The 14,736-nt window shown below is 67.8% G+C and carries 12 protein-coding genes, 1 tRNA gene and 1 pseudogene; 6 read left to right on the top strand and 8 right to left on the bottom strand.

Features of this window, described 5'->3' with window-relative positions:
- Positions 1-85: 85 nt before the first annotated feature.
- From ACWCP8_RS13060 to ACWCP8_RS13045, 4 genes are all read right to left on the bottom strand, one after another.
- Positions 86-628 (bottom strand): RNA 2'-phosphotransferase, encoded by a 543-nt coding sequence (locus ACWCP8_RS13060; RefSeq protein ID WP_451115917.1) that lies wholly within the window; start codon positions 626-628, stop codon positions 86-88.
- Between the two features lie 147 nt (positions 629-775).
- The gene (locus ACWCP8_RS13055; protein WP_451115915.1) at positions 776-1,726 is read right to left on the bottom strand and encodes a MerR family transcriptional regulator; all 951 of its coding nucleotides are present in this window, start codon (positions 1,724-1,726) and stop codon (positions 776-778) included.
- A 20-nt stretch (positions 1,727-1,746) separates the two neighbouring features.
- Positions 1,747-3,528: an SDR family oxidoreductase gene (locus ACWCP8_RS13050; RefSeq protein ID WP_352264053.1), complete on the bottom strand. Its 1,782-nt coding sequence runs from the start codon at positions 3,526-3,528 to the stop codon at positions 1,747-1,749.
- Complete coding sequence (locus tag ACWCP8_RS13045) at positions 3,525-4,376, bottom strand: M24 family metallopeptidase (RefSeq protein WP_352264055.1); 852 nt, start codon at positions 4,374-4,376, stop codon at positions 3,525-3,527. The genes ACWCP8_RS13050 and ACWCP8_RS13045 overlap by 4 nt, the downstream gene beginning before the upstream one ends.
- A gap of 355 nt (positions 4,377-4,731) precedes the next feature.
- Here ACWCP8_RS13045 and ACWCP8_RS13040 point away from each other — a divergent pair, with 355 nt between their 5' ends.
- The 6 genes and pseudogenes from ACWCP8_RS13040 to ACWCP8_RS13015 all read left to right on the top strand — a co-directional run bounded on the left by ACWCP8_RS13040 (position 4,732) and on the right by ACWCP8_RS13015 (position 9,619).
- Complete coding sequence (locus ACWCP8_RS13040; RefSeq protein ID WP_451116075.1) at positions 4,732-5,706, top strand: ABC transporter ATP-binding protein; 975 nt, start codon at positions 4,732-4,734, stop codon at positions 5,704-5,706.
- Positions 5,696-6,604 carry an ABC transporter permease gene (locus tag ACWCP8_RS13035; RefSeq protein ID WP_352264056.1) on the top strand — a complete coding sequence of 303 codons (909 nt, stop codon included), beginning with the start codon at positions 5,696-5,698 and terminating at the stop codon, positions 6,602-6,604. The genes ACWCP8_RS13040 and ACWCP8_RS13035 overlap by 11 nt, the downstream gene beginning before the upstream one ends.
- On the top strand, positions 6,601-7,512 hold the full coding sequence (locus ACWCP8_RS13030; RefSeq protein WP_451115912.1) for an ABC transporter ATP-binding protein: 912 nt from the start codon (positions 6,601-6,603) through the stop codon (positions 7,510-7,512). Before ACWCP8_RS13035 ends, ACWCP8_RS13030 begins: the two co-directional genes overlap by 4 nt.
- A gap of 30 nt (positions 7,513-7,542) precedes the next feature.
- A complete protein-coding gene (locus ACWCP8_RS13025; protein ID WP_267004208.1) occupies positions 7,543-8,262 on the top strand; it encodes an ABC transporter permease in 720 nt (239 codons plus the stop codon).
- Positions 8,263-8,566: 304 nt separating this feature from the next.
- Positions 8,567-9,261 (top strand): annotated as a pseudogene (locus ACWCP8_RS13020) (hypothetical protein).
- A gap of 271 nt (positions 9,262-9,532) precedes the next feature.
- Positions 9,533-9,619: transfer RNA gene (locus ACWCP8_RS13015), tRNA-Ser, on the top strand.
- A gap of 82 nt (positions 9,620-9,701) precedes the next feature.
- On the opposite strand, the gene ACWCP8_RS13010 is transcribed toward ACWCP8_RS13015, so the two are convergent.
- From ACWCP8_RS13010 to efeB, 4 genes are all read right to left on the bottom strand, one after another.
- Positions 9,702-10,499 carry an HAD family hydrolase gene (locus ACWCP8_RS13010; RefSeq protein ID WP_451115910.1) on the bottom strand — a complete coding sequence of 266 codons (798 nt, stop codon included), beginning with the start codon at positions 10,497-10,499 and terminating at the stop codon, positions 9,702-9,704.
- Complete coding sequence (gene serS / locus ACWCP8_RS13005) at positions 10,496-11,773, bottom strand: serine--tRNA ligase (RefSeq protein WP_267004211.1); 1,278 nt, start codon at positions 11,771-11,773, stop codon at positions 10,496-10,498. Before serS ends, ACWCP8_RS13010 begins: the two co-directional genes overlap by 4 nt.
- Positions 11,774-12,419: 646 nt before the next feature.
- Positions 12,420-13,355 (bottom strand): prephenate dehydratase, encoded by a 936-nt coding sequence (gene pheA, locus ACWCP8_RS13000; protein ID WP_326604723.1) that lies wholly within the window; start codon positions 13,353-13,355, stop codon positions 12,420-12,422.
- 27 nt (positions 13,356-13,382) lie between these two features.
- Positions 13,383-14,732 (bottom strand): iron uptake transporter deferrochelatase/peroxidase subunit, encoded by a 1,350-nt coding sequence (gene efeB, locus ACWCP8_RS12995; protein WP_451115907.1) that lies wholly within the window; start codon positions 14,730-14,732, stop codon positions 13,383-13,385.
- Positions 14,733-14,736: the final 4 nt, after the last annotated feature.

Here is a 14,736-nt window from a genome sequence, read left to right as displayed (position 1 = left end):
GATCTTGCCGGGTGCCACCGGTCGGTGCACTGGGTCGGTGTGGTGGGCGGCGGTGCGATCAGACCCCGGTCGGTTCCGTTCGGGTTCAGCCGGGGAAGCGCAGGAACTCGGGCGGTACCGCCTCCGTGAGCCAGACCCCGTTCGCGCTGACGTAGAAGACATGACCCGCTCGGTGCATCGCGGCCGCGTCCACGGAGAGGACGACAGGTCGGCCGCGTCGGGCGCCGACATGGGTCGCCGTCTCACGGTCGGGCGAGAGGTGGACGTGGCGTCGGTTCATGGGGCGTAGCCCCTCGGTACGGATCGCGTGCAGGGCGCGGCCAACCGTGCCGTGGTAGAGGTACGCGGGCGGCTCGACCGGCGGCAGATCGAGGTCCACCGGGACGGTGTGGCCCTGGCTCGCACGGATGCGGTCGCCTTCGATGGCGTAGCGCTTTTTGTCGTTGACCGCGACGACGTGATCGAGCTCGTCCCGGGTGATGGGGAAGTTGTGCCGGGCCGTGGCGCGGAGCAGCTCGTCGATCGGCACCCAGCCGTTTGCATCGAGAGTGATGCCGATCCGCTCGGGGTGATGCCGCAGGTGTTTCGAAAGGTATTTGGACACCTTGACGGTGCGTCTTTCGTCCATCCCGCAAGGGTGCCCGTGACGATCTCGTCGGCGCATCCGGATTTGCTCAGGATTCACACCAGCGATTTTCGTCCACAGGTTTGATCCACAGTCAACTTGAGTTATCCACAGGGGATTTGGTGATTCTGTGGACAAGTGACTGTGAAATCAATCCATTTGATCAACTTGACTGGATTTAGCGTGTGATGTGGCAAGTGCATCCAATGTCCGTGCCTGGAGCTCGCGTTCGGTGGCTGCCATGACGAAGGCCGCGACGTTCTGCGGCCCAACGAGCTGTTGCACAGACCGAAATGTGTCCGGTGGCAGCAGTACGGGACGAGGCTCGCACGCGGAGGGAGCCGAGCCGAGCGGTGTGTCCGCGCCGAGATGATGCTGGAGATGGCGGGTGGCGACCGTCCGCATGGCGCGCGCCAGTTCCGCATCAACTGTCTGCTGGGCGAGCGGGCGGAGTCGCCGCACGAGCTCGGCGGCTTCGGCCGCATCCGCGTCCCTCGGCGGACGATGACCGAGATAGCGCGCGAACACGTGCTCCGTGGTGAACTCCAGGAAACGGGAGGCAATGTGTTCGATCTGACCGCGAAGTTCCCTCAAATGACCAGAGATTGCGGTCAGCGGTACGCCTGCCCTGTGCAACTCGATTGCCACCGACAGCTCTTGTGGACTCGGCACCAGAAATTCGTCGGGCCGTCCCGGGATCGGTTCGAGCACACCGAGCTCGACCGCCTCGGCGACCGCCTGGTCGTCCTGCACACCGCCGAACTTCCTGTGCAGCTCGTCCCGGGTGATCCGGTCTGCCTGTTCGTCCGTCCAGGGCCCGTGCACCTCGGCGACGAGCCCGAGCACCCCGCCGAGACCGCGGCCCGCGTCCCACGCCTCCAGCAGTTCCTTGATGCTGGCCAGCGTGTAACCGCGGTCCAGCAGGTCGGCGATCTGCCGGAGCCGGGCGAGATGCGTGTCCCCGTACACATTGGCCCGGCCGCGCCGCTCCGGTGTCGGCAGCAGTCCACGGTCCTGGTAGGCCCGGATCGTGCGGACCGTGGCGCCGCTCGCATGCGCCAGGTCCTCGATCCGGTACTCGGCGGCGGACCGGCTCGTCACCGCCGACGTTCCGTGCCGGGTCACAGCGGCGGCTTCAGCCGGGCGATCCCGCGCAGCGTGCCGGGGCCGAACCTGGACAGGAACCGGGCGGCGCGGGCTTCCGGTGTCACCGGCACCACGGCCCGGTTGTGCACCACGGCCTCGATGATCGCGTCAGCGACCTTCTCCGGAGGGTAGTTGCGCAGCCCGTACAGCCGGCCGGCCCGCTTCTGCAGCCGCTTCTCCTCGGCGGCGTCGGCCCCGGCGAACCGCGTCGTCGCGGTGATGTTGGTGTTCACGATGCCGGGGCAGATCGCACTGACCCCGATCGAGCGCTCGGCCAGTTCGGCCCGCAGACACTCGCTGAGCATCAGCACGGCCGCCTTGGAGGTGCTGTACGCGGGCAGCGCCCGGGACGGCTGATACGCGGCGGCGGATGCGGTGTTGACGATATGGCCGCCCTGGCCACGCTCGGCCATCTGCTTACCGAAGATCCGGCAGCCGTGGATGACTCCCCACAGATTGACGTCGAGGACGTTCTTCCATTCCTCGCTCGTGGTCTCCAGGAAGGAGCCCGACAGCCCGATCCCGGCGTTGTTGACCAGGACGTCGACGATGCCGTACTCGTCGGCGACCTTCTCGGCGAGCTTCTCCATCGCCTGCTCGTCGCTGACGTCGACCGCCTCGCCCCAGGCCGCGGGGGAGCCGATCAGGCGGGCCATCTCGGCTGTTCTGGCCGCCCCTTCCGCGTCCCGGTCCACGGCCACCACCCGGGCGCCGGCCTCGGCGAAGGCGAACGCGGTGGCCCGTCCGATACCGCCGGCCGCGCCCGTCACCAGCACCAGCTGCCCGCCGAACCGGTCCGCGTGCGCCCCGGTCGGTCTGTGGTCCTGGAGCGGCCGCCCGTCCTCCTGGGCCGACTCGATGCCGGCCACGAACTCGCTGATCCAGGAAGCCAACTGGTCCGGCCGGGTGCGTGGTACCCAGTGCTTGGCCGGCAGGGTGCGTCGCACCAATTGCGGTGCCCACAGCTCCAGTTGGTCGTAGAGCCGCTCCGAAAGGAAAATGTCACCGGTCGGTGTGATCAGCTGGACCGGCACATGTGCGAATGCGTCTTCACGCGGCCTGCGCAGCCGGGCACGGACGTTGTCGCGGTAGAGCCAGGCGCCGTGCGCCGCATCGTTCGGCAGGGACGGCGTCGGGTAGTCGCCCGCGGGCACGCTCTCCAGCCGCTGCAGTATCCGGGGCCACCGCTTGCCGAGCGGACCGCGCCAGGCAAGCTCCGGCAGCACCGGAGTGTGCAGCATGTACACGTACCAGGACTTGGCGCCCTGGCCGAGCAGCTGGCCGACCCGGCGCGGGGTGGGCCGGGACAACCGCTGCTTGATCCAGTGCCCGAAGTGGTCCAGGGAGGGACCCGACATCGAAGTGAAGGAAGCGATCCGGCCCTCGGTGCGCTTGACCGTCGCGAACTCCCACGACTGGACCGAACCCCAGTCGTGCCCGACCAGATGCACCGCCCGGTCCGGGCTCACCGCCTCGGCCACGGCCAGGAAGTCGTCGGTCAGCTTCTCCAGTGTGAACCCGCCGCGCAGCGGCGCCGGAGACGTCGACCGGCCGTGCCCGCGCACGTCGTACAGCACGACATGCCACTGCTCGGCCAGCTGCTCCGCGACCTCCGTCCAGACTTCCTTGCTGTCCGGGTAGCCGTGCACGAGCACGACCGTGGGACGCGTCTCGTCGCCCAGCTCGGCAACGCACAACTCGATCCCGCCGGTACTTACCCGGCGTTCGCGGATCCCCGGCACATCCTGAAGACTCACGCCGCCACCCTCTCCTCGGCCCAGCGCCGCACATGCGGCAGATCGTCGTCCAGCCAGAAGGCGCTCTGCTCGGGGTCCTTGGAGTCGGTGACGACCAGGATCTCCTCGAACTTGGCGCCTGTGCCCCGGAATCCGAGATGGGGCTCGACCGCCCACAGCCCCGGCTGCGGCGGATGGTCGGAGAAGCTGTACGGACTCCACAGCGGCGACCAGCCGTCCCGGTGCCCGTGCAGTGCATCGCTGACCAGCCCCTTGAGCGACTGCGTACCGAACCCGAAGACACGCGGGGACCAACGGCGTTCGGTGACCCGGTCGATCTTGTGAGCGATGACTCCGAAGGGGTACGCGCGATGCCTGTTGGCATACCCCTGCCTGATCATCAGGCGCTCGACGTCCTCATAGATCCCGCGCAGCGAACGCCGCTCGCGCACCTCGCCCAGAATCAGCGCGCGGTGGGCCTCCAGGTCGGCGAGGAGCTTGTCGTGCAGCGGGTTGAGCCCGAGACAGCCGGAGTATCCGATGTCCGCCGTGAATCCTTTGTACACCGGAGCCATGTCGAGGATGAACGGCATTCCCGGCTCCAGCTTCCGGTTGGTCGGGAAGAACTGCAGCGGCACCTTGAAACCGGCGAACGCCGTACGGTCCCCGAACCAGGCGAACGGGAGATGGAACCAGTCCCGCACCCCGCGCCCGCGCAGCCACTCCCGCTGCATCCGGGCCGCCTCGCGCTCCGTCACGCCCGGTTCGAGCCGGGCGGCGACCGCCTCCGCGCATGCGTACGCGAGGCGCTGCACCTCTCTGAACCCCTGGAGTTCCGGGACTGCTGCGTCCTTCACCGGTGATGCCATGCCACCGTCCGTCCCATGCCGTGTGCGGTACGTGCTCGTAACGTGACATTGATGAATGTGACAATGCTCGGCGGCTACGTCAAGGGGCATGCGCAGACCTGTGGACAACTCCACGAGCACCCCGCACCGGCCCGCCTCCGGCCTCACCCCTTGCTTTCGTCCCTCTGTCCTCCGTCGCCCCCCTGCTTTCGTCGCGCTCCGCTGTCCTCCTTCGTGGGGTCCCCCTACGGGTCCGTACGACTGGAGTCTGATGCGGATCCAACCGCCTGGTCTGACGACCGGTGTGGCCCGCGCCACTACCTTCGAGTACGTGACTGTGATCGCAACCGAAAGCCTGAGCAAGCGGTTCCCCCGGGTGACCGCTCTTGACCGGCTCTCCCTGGACATCGGGCCCGGTGTAACCGGCCTGGTGGGTGCCAATGGAGCCGGCAAGTCCACACTGATCAAGATCCTGCTGGGTCTGTCCCCCGCCACCGAAGGCCGGGCCGCGGTGCTCGGGCTGGACGTCGCCACCAGTGGCGCCGCCATCCGGGAACGGGTCGGCTACATGCCCGAGCACGACTGCCTGCCGCCGGACGTCTCGGCCACCGAGTTCGTCGTCCACATGGCGCGGATGTCCGGACTGTCGCCGACGGCGGCGCGTGAGCGCACCGCCGACACCCTGCGCCATGTGGGGCTGTACGAGGAGCGCTACCGCCCCATCGGCGGCTACTCGACCGGCATGAAGCAGCGTGTGAAGCTGGCTCAGGCGCTGGTCCACGACCCGCAGCTGGTCCTCCTCGACGAGCCGACCAACGGACTGGACCCGGTCGGGCGGGACGAGATGCTCGGCCTGATCCGCCGCATCCACACCGACTTCGGCATCTCGGTCCTGGTGACCTCGCACCTCCTGGGCGAGCTGGAGCGCACCTGCGACCATGTCGTCGTCATCGACGGCGGCGCGCTGCTGCGCTCCAGCTCCACCAGCGATTTCACCCAGACCACCACGACCCTCGCGGTCGAGGTCACCGACAGCGACACCCACCCGGACGGCACGGACGCGCTGCGCCGGGCGCTGACGGCGGCAGGGGTCAGGCTCGTGGGCCGCGACGGCATCGAGGCCGACAGCCTGCCCGGCGCCGGTCACATCCTGCTGATCGAGGCCACCGGCGAGGAGACGTACGACGTCGTCCGCGACAGCGTCGCCGGGCTCGGGCTCGGACTCGTACGGATGGAACAGCGACGCCACCACATCGCCGAGGTCTTCCGTACCGAAGGCGCCACAGAGGCTGCGGAGACAGCCCTGGCCGGCGCCGCACAGCAGAAGGGGAGCGGTCACGATGAGCACTGAGACCGGGGCCGTGACCGGGAGCGACAACACCCGGATCCATAACATCGGGTACCGCGCCTACGACGGCCCGCGCCTGGGTCGCAGCTATGCCCGCCGCTCGCTCTACTCGCAGTCCCTGCGGGGCTCCTTCGGACTGGGCCGCTCCGCCAAGTCCAAGGTGCTGCCGATGCTGCTCTTCGGTGTGATGTGCATGGTCGCGCTGATCACCGTGGCCGTCGCGATGGTCGCGCCCGACGCGACGAAGCTCATGATGAAGTACACGGACTTTGCGATCTATCTGCAGGCCGTCATCGGCCTCTTCATCGCTTCGCAGGCACCGCAGTCCGTCTCCCGGGATCTCCGCTTCAAGAGTGTCCCCCTCTACTTCTCGCGGCCCATCGAGCGGGCCGACTACGTCGTCGCCAAGTACGCCGCCATGGCATCCGCCCTGTTCATCCTCACTGTGACGCCGCTTCTGGTGATGTACGTGGGCGCGCTGCTGGCGAAGTTCGACTTCGCCGACCAGACCAAGTGGTTCGGGCAGGGGGTGGCGTCGGTGACGCTGCTCTCCGTGCTCTTCGCCGGGCTCGGTCTGGTCGTCGCCGCACTGACACCGCGCCGCGGCTTCGGCGTCGCGGCGGTGATCGCCGTGCTGACCATCTCGTACGGAGCGGTCTCCACGGTCCAGGCCATTGCCTGGGAGACGGGCTCGGCGGGCGCGGTGCAGTGGCTGGGGCTCTTCTCGCCCATCACGCTGATCGGCGGCGTCCAGACCGCGTTCCTCGGCGCCACCTCCGCCTTCCCCGGAGGGGAAGGACCGGGCGCCGGGACAGGTGTGGTGTATCTGATCGTTGTTCTCGCGCTTGTCGCCGGCTCGTACGCCGTACTGATGCGCCGCTACCGGAGGGTCGGGCTGTGACCACCATCGAGATCGACCACACCTCGCGCTGGTTCGGCAATGTGGTCGCCGTCAACGACGTCACCATGACGGTGGGCCCCGGCGTGACCGGGCTGCTCGGCCCCAACGGCGCGGGGAAGTCCACGCTGATCAACATGATGGCCGGGTTCCTTGCGCCGTCGACGGGCAGGGTCACGCTCGACGGCGCGCTGATCTGGCGCAACGAGGCGGTGTACCGGCAGATCGGCATCGTGCCGGAGCGAGAGGGGATGTACGACTTCCTCACCGGCCGCGAATTCGTCGTCGCCAATGCAGAACTGCACGGACTCGGTGATGCGGCGGCGCGCAAGGCGCTGGCCACGGTCGAGATGGAGTACGCGCAGGACCGCAAGATCTCCACGTACAGCAAGGGCATGCGCCAGCGCGTGAAGATGGCGTCCGCGCTGGTTCACGAGCCGTCGGTGCTGCTCCTCGACGAGCCGTTCAACGGGATGGACCCGCGGCAGCGGATGCAGCTGATGGAGCTGCTGCGGCGGATGGGCGCCGAGGGCCGTACGGTCCTGTTCTCCTCCCACATCCTCGAAGAGGTCGAGCAACTCGCCTCGCACATCGAGGTGATCGTGGCCGGACGGCATGCGGCGTCCGGTGACTTCCGGAAGATCCGCCGGCTGATGACGGACCGCCCGCACCGCTATCTCGTACGGTCCAGCGACGACCGTGCACTCGCTGCCGCGCTCATCGCCGACCCGTCGACGGCCGGGATCGAAGTCGACCTGGGCGAAAAGGCCCTGCGGATCCAGGCGGTCGACTTCGGACGATTCACCACGCTGCTCCCGAAGGTCGCGCGTGAACACGGCATCCGTCTGCTGACGGTCTCGCCGTCCGACGAGTCCCTCGAATCGGTCTTTTCCTATCTCGTAGCGGCCTGAGTAGCGGCCTGAAAGGAGCTGTGAAGCGTCATGTACAACCCCACAGTCGCCCGGCTCACCTACCGGGCCCTGCTCGGCCGACGCCGGGCCGCGATCCTCTTCGTCCTGCCCGCGCTGCTGATCGTCATCGCCGTGGCGGTACGGATGTTCGCCGGGGCGGATGACCAGGTCGCGGCAAATGTGCTGGGCGGTTTCGCCATCGCCACGATGGTGCCGCTGATCGGTGTGATCGCCGGTACGGGGGCCATCGGCCCGGAGATCGACGACGGATCGATCGTCTATCTGCTGGCCAAGCCGGTGAAACGGCCGACGATCATCTTCACCAAGCTGATCGTGGCGATCGCCGTGACCATGGTCTTCTCCGCCCTGCCGACATTCGTCGCGGGTCTGATCCTCAATGGCAACGGCCAGCAGATCGCGGTGGCGTACACGATCGCGGCGCTGGTCGCCTCGATCGCGTACAGCGCGCTGTTCCTGCTGCTCGGCACGGTCAGCAGGCACGCAGTGGTCCTCGGTCTCGTCTATGCCCTGGTGTGGGAGGCCCTCTTCGGCAGCTTCGTGCCCGGGGCGCGCACGCTCAGCGTGCAGCAGTGGTCGCTCGCACTTGCCGAGAAGGTCGGCGGGGAAGGCGCGATCACCTCCGAGGTCGGACTGCCGCTCGCGACGGTGCTGCTGGCGGCAGTCACGGTGCTCGCCACCTGGTACGCGGGCCAGAAGCTGCGCACGCTGAAGCTCGCCGGCGAGGAGTGAGCGGGAGTCGATCGGAATCTCTTCACGCCTCATATGCGGCAACCCCCGTCCGGTGGGCGGGGGTTGCCGCATGAGCGGACAGTCGTACGCGTAACTGTCCGTTTATCGGCTCGTTGTTCAGGGTGCGTGGAGGCAACTGGAATCCGTGGCGTCGTAGCGTTCGTGAAATCTGGGATTGCCGATGCCGGTGAGGGAACACCCGCCGGGTCGGTCATTGGGTGAGTGGCAACCGTGAGCGTCCTCCGCCTCTGAAGCCCGGGGACAGGGCTGTTCATCGTCCGTTTCACCATCGGAAGGCATGTCCATGCCCACGGAAGTCGCCCTGCTCGAATCGCGCGCGCTGCGCGTCGAGCAGATGGAGCGCGTCGACGTCCTCGACAGGGTCAAGAGTCTTGTCATGCTCCCGGACGGAATTCACGTCCGCACAGAGGACGTGGCTCGTTACTTCGAAGTATCGACAGAGTCATCAAAAAGGTGATCCAGCGCCATCGAGATGAGATGGAGGAGAACGGCCTCACGCTGCTGCGAGGCGCTGAGCTGCGGAACTTCCATAGGGACATGATGTCCCTATGGGAAGGTGAAGAGGCTGAAAGTTATCCACAGGCGGCCACTCAACTCACCCTCTACACCCGCAGGACCGTGCTCAATGTCGCGATGCTTCTTCGCGACAGCGACATCGCACGATGCGTCCGTACCTACCTGCTCGACGCCGAGCAGGACCTGCGTGCGGGGTACGCCTCGCTCGAACATCGCGTCACCAGGGTCGAGAGTTGCCTCGCCGGAGTCGGCAGTGCTCTCCAGGAGCTCGGGCCGGTCCTCAACCGGATGTCGCACCGGCTCGACAGCCTCGACCGTCGGCTGGACGTCACGCATCAGGTCGTCGGCGCCATGAGCGTACGGCTCGGCCACATGTCCGAGGACATCGTCCGCATCGACGGCCGGATGGATGATCTTGCCCGTAACCTGAAGGATCTGAGCCGCCGCAACAGGCAGCGTTGATCCGACGGCTGATCGCGGACTTTCGGTGCCACCCGGAAAATGGGTGGCACCGAAAGTCCGTCCCGGGCACAGTTGTTGATGCGGCACAGGCCGACAGGAATTCCACAGACCGGGAGAGGAGCGCGGCGATGACCGAGAGTCCGAGTCCGTCGAGTTCCCATCGGGGCGGCCCGGAGCAGGCGCCGGAGTAACCATCACCTCACTCCGCCGAGCCGCTCGCAGCGGGAAGCCCGGGGCGGCCGTTCTGCGCGCATCGCGCGGCCGCCCTCCCGGAGGATTGGCCGAGTGGTAAGGCAGCGGCTTGCTAAGCCGTCGTCGGGGCCTGGACCCCGCGCGCGTTCGATCCGCGCATCCTCCGCACAGTTACGTCAGCCCAGCCGGCACAGCCAACTCATCTGCGTATCCGCGCGTCGGCGCAGCTGTGCGACCGGCGCAGATGCCTAGAGCAGCTGTTCCAGCACCACTGCGATGCCATCGTCCTCGTTCGACGCGGTGATCTCGTGTGCCACGGCCTTCAGGTCGTCGTGCGCGTTGGCCATCGCCACACTGTGCTGCGCCCAGGCGAACATCGGGATGTCGTTCGGCATGTCGCCGAAGGCGAGCGTGTCCGCCGCCTTCACGCCCAGTCGGCGCGCTGCCAGAGAGAGCCCGGTCGCCTTGCTCAGCCCCAGCGGCAGGATCTCCACCACGCCGGGTCCTGCCATGACCACGTCCACCAGGCTGCCGACGGCTCCGCGCGCGGCCTTCGCCAGTGCGTCGTCGTCGAGTGCCGGATGCTGGATGTAGACCTTGTTCAGCGGCGCGGACCACATCTCGGTCGCGTCGTCGACGAAGACGGCCGGAAGCGGCCCTTCCTGCACCTGGTAGCCGGGGCCGACCAGCACCTCGCCGTCGAGTCCGTCGCGGCTCGCCGCCAGCGCCAGCGGGCCGACCTCCGCCTCGATCTTGGACAGCGCGAGACCGGCGAGCTGCCGGTCCAGCGTCAGCGAGGTCAGCAGCTTGTGCTCGCCCGCGTGGTAGACCTGCGCGCCCTGACCGCAGACCGCGATGCCGTTGTAGCCCAGGGCGTCCAGGATGTGGCGGGTCCATGGGACGGCCCGTCCGGTGACAATGATGTGCGCGGCACCGGCCGCCGTCACGGCGGCCAGTGCCGCGCGGGTGCGCTCCGAGACCGTGTCGTCGTTACGCAGCAGCGTGCCGTCGAGGTCGGTCGCGACGAGCTTGTAGGGGAAGGTCACTTGGCGACCGGCTCCAGAACCTCACGCCCGCCCAGGTACGGACGGAGCACCTCGGGCACCCGCACCGAACCGTCGGCCAGTTGGTGGTTCTCCAGGATCGCCACAATGGTGCGCGGTACGGCGCAGAGCGTGCCGTTCAGGGTGGCGAGCGGCTGAACCTTCTTGCCCTCGCGCATCCGGACGGAGAGGCGACGCGCCTGGAAACCGTCGCAGTTCGACGCGGACGTCAGCTCGCGGTACTTGCCCTGGGTCGGGATCCACGCCTCGCAGTCGAACTTCCGGGAGGCCGAGGACCCCAGGTCGCCGGTGGCCACATCGATCACCTGGAACGGCAGTTCAAGTCCGGTGAGCCACTGCTTCTCCCAGTCGAGGAGACGCCGGTGCTCGGCCTCGGCGTCCGCCGGGTCGACGTACGAGAACATCTCGACCTTGTCGAACTGGTGCACCCGGAAGATGCCTCGGGTGTCCTTGCCGTACGTACCGGCCTCGCGGCGGAAGCACGGCGAAAAGCCGGCGTACCGCAACGGAAGCTTGTCCGCGTCGATGATTTCGTCCATGTGGTACGCGGCGAGCGGGACCTCGGAGGTGCCGACCAGGTAGTAGTCGTCCTTCTCCAGGTGGTACACGTTCTCCGCGGCCTGACCGAGAAAGCCGGTGCCCTCCATGGCGCGCGGGCGGACCAGCGCCGGCGTCAGCATCGGGATGAATCCGGCCTCGGTGGCCTGCGCGATCGCAGCGTTGACGAGGGCGAGCTCCAGCAGCGCGCCGACACCTGTCAGGTAGTAGAAGCGCGAGCCGGAGACCTTGGCGCCGCGCTCCACGTCAATTGCGCCGAGCGCCTCGCCGAGCTCCAGGTGGTCCTTGGGCTCGAAGCCCTCGGCGCCGAAATCGCGGATGGTGCCGTGCGTCTCGAGAACGACGAAGTCCTCCTCGCCGCCGACCGGCACGTCCTCGTGGACGATGTTGCCGAGCTGCAGCAGCAGGCTCTTGGCCTCCGCGTCCGCCTCGTCCTGTTCCGCGTCGGCGGCCTTGACGTCGGCCTTCAGCTGCTCGGCCTTCTTGAGCAGCTCGGTGCGCTCCTCGGGCGAAGCCTTGGGGATGAGCTTGCCGAGCGCTTTCTGCTCGGAGCGGAGTTCGTCGAAGCGGACACCGGACGACCTGCGCCGCTCGTCGGCGGAGAGAAGAGCGTCGACGAGTGCGACGTCCTCTCCACGGGCGCGCTGGGAGGCGCGAACACGGTCGGGGTCCTCACGGAGCAGGCGAAGGTCAATCACGCCTCCAGGCTACCGGTGTGCGCTTCCATAGCTCGAACCGATATTGCCGAGCGTGTCACTTTGCCCGAATTGCCGGAATTGGCAATACTGAGGAACGCTCGATGGCCTCAGTTGATCTTGGCTGTCAAATAAAGGGCTCCTATTCCCCTAAATGGGGTATTAAGGGGCTTCCGTTCTTGACGTACCGACCTTGCGTGGAGCGGGAGTTGGAGGTCGCTTGTCCACAGGGGGCGGTGACCCTCCGAAGTTATCCACAGGCTGTGAAGAAGATCTGTGGACACAGGAAGAGATCATTCCGAAAGCCACATGAAGGCTCATCGATTCCCCGTTCAAACTCGCTTCACACACCCATTCGGGTGGGAATTCCTCGCCCTAAAGAGTTGATCAATGGAATTGAGGTGACACCGGCCGACCTGCGGCTCTGTGGAGGGGTGTGGGGTGACTGGAGCGATTTGTCGACCATGTCGCATTGGGGTGTCGACTTGTCCCCAGGTCGAGAACCCGCCCTGTGGATAACTCTGCGGGTTGTGAGAATCAGCAGATAACACCGGTGATGGGCGCACGCCACCGCGGCATGAGGGCCGACCCCGACCCTCGCCCCCGACTCTCAGCCCCGACCGTCAATCGCGACTCCTGGTCCCGACCGTCAGGCCCGGCCGTCCTGGTTCCGGGCCAGCCAGTCCGAGGCGTCCGTGAAGTCGGTGTCCGACGTCCCCGCACGCAGCGGTCGTACGTCCTCCGGCGCCACCCCGGCCCGCGGATACGAACCGAGGAACCGTACCTTCGGGCAGATCCGCTTCAGGCCCATCAACGCCTCACCGACCCTGCGGTCCGCGATGTGCCCCTCGGCGTCCACCGCGAAGCAGTAGTTCCCGATGCCCGCACCCGTCGGCCGCGACTGGATCAGCATCAGGTTCACCCCGCGCACCGTGAACTCCTGGAGGAGTTCGAGCAGCGCACCGGGGTGGTCGTCGCCCAGCCAGATGACCACCGACGTCTTGTCCGCACCGGTCGGCGCCGCAGGCCGGGCCGGGCGGCCCACCAGGACGAAGCGAGTCTGCGCGTTCTCCGCGTCGTGGATCTCCGTTACCAGCGGTTCGAGACCGTATGTCGCCGCAGCGAACTCACCGGCGAAGGCGGCGTCGTACCGCCCCTCCTGCACCAACCGCGCACCGTCCGCGTTGGACGCGGCCGACTCCCACATGGCCTCCGGCAGATGGGCCGCCATCCAGTTGCGTACCTGCGGCTGCGCTGCCGGGTGTGCAGTGACCGTCTTGACGTCGGACAGCTTGGTGCCGGGCCGCACGAGCAGCGCAAAGGTGATGGAGAGCAGCACCTCGCGGTAGATCATCAGCGGTTCGCCGGTCGTCAGCTCGTCGAGGGTCGCGGTGATGCCGCCCTCGACGGAGTTCTCGATCGGTACGAGTGCTGCCGCGGCAGCCCCGCTCCGTACCGCGTCCAGAGCCGCCGGTACGGAGACCATCGGGACAAGTTCCCGAGTGGCTGCTTCCGGGAGCGTACGGAGGGCGACCTCGGTGAAGGTGCCTTCGGGACCGAGATAGGCGTAGCGCGTGGCGGACATACCGTCACCCTAATGCGCCGCGGTGGCTCACGACTCCAGCAGCCGCTGACCCACGTACTCCCCGTCCGCCGCGCCGCCCGGCACCGCGAACAGGCCGCTCGCCTCGTGCCGGATGAACGGCGACAGCGCGTCTCCCCGGTCGAGCTTGCGCTGCACCGGCACGAACCCCTTCAGCGGATCTGCCTGCCAGCAGATGAACAGCAGCCCGGCATCCGGAGTGCCGTCCGCCGCGATGCCGTCGTGGTACGAGAAGGGGCGCCGCAGCATCGCCGCGCCGCTGTTCCTTTCAGGGGAGGAGATCCGGGCGTGTGCGTTGTCCGGGATCAGCAGCCTGCCGTCGGGCCCCGCCTTGTCGAGGTCCATCTCGGTGGTCTCGGTGCCACCGCTCAGCGGCGCACCGTCCGCCCTGCGCCGCCCTATGACCCGCTCCTGCCGGTCCAGCGGGAGCTTCTCCCAGTCGTCGAGCAGCATCCTGATCCGTCGCACGACTGCGTACGAGCCACCGGCCAGCCAGGCGTGTTTCACGTCGTCGCCCTCCGCCGTGTGCGACGGGACGAAGATGCGCCGGTCGAAGTCGCGCTCCGACGGCTTCGGGTTTCCGGTGCCGTCGATCTGGCCCATCAGGTTGCGGGCTGTCATCGGCTTGGCCGTGGCGCCGGGGGTGCGGTTGAAGCCGTTCATCTGCCAGCGCACCCCGGCCGTCGTGGCGGCCTCCTTCTGGATGGCGCGCAGTGCGTGGAAGGCGACGAGAGCGTCGTCGGAACCGATCTGTACCCAGAGATCGCCGCCCGAGCGTTTGGGGTCGAGCCGGTCGGAGGAGAACGGCGGCAGCGGGTCCAGCCCCGGCGGCCGATGGGCCACCAGACCCGTGCGTTCGAAGAAGGTGTGCCCGAAGCCGAAGGTGACGGTCAGCGAGGACGGTCCAGCGTCCAATGCGATCCCGGTGTCGTGCGTCGTGCCGTCCGCACTGCCGCCGGCGGTGGGTTCGCCGGCCATCAGCCGCTGGGCCACGGCGGACCATCGGCGCATCAGGGCGGCGGCTTCCTTCCGTCCCGCGCCGGGTGCCAGATCGAACGCGACGAGATGGCCGCGCGCCTGAAGCGGAGTGGTGATCCCCGGTTGATGTCTCCCGTGAAACGTTGCCCGGGCCGTGCCGATCGTCGCAAGCGCGGTCGGCTCGTCGGAGCGGGTCGCGGCGTAGCCCGTAGCGCCACCCGTCGCGCCCAGCACCAGTCCGGCCGCACCGGCCGCACCCACACTGCCGAGCAGCCGCCGCCGGGAGAGGTCCCCTGTGGTGGCCTCGGCTCCAGTGCCCGTGCCGCGCTTGCTGCCCGCACCGTTCTTGCTGTTCGCGCTGCTCATGCTGGTTCCGCTCATGATC

The sequence above is a fragment of the Streptomyces sp. NPDC002206 genome, assembly GCF_053593595.1.
This window is presented reverse-complemented; position numbering and strand designations above follow the sequence as displayed.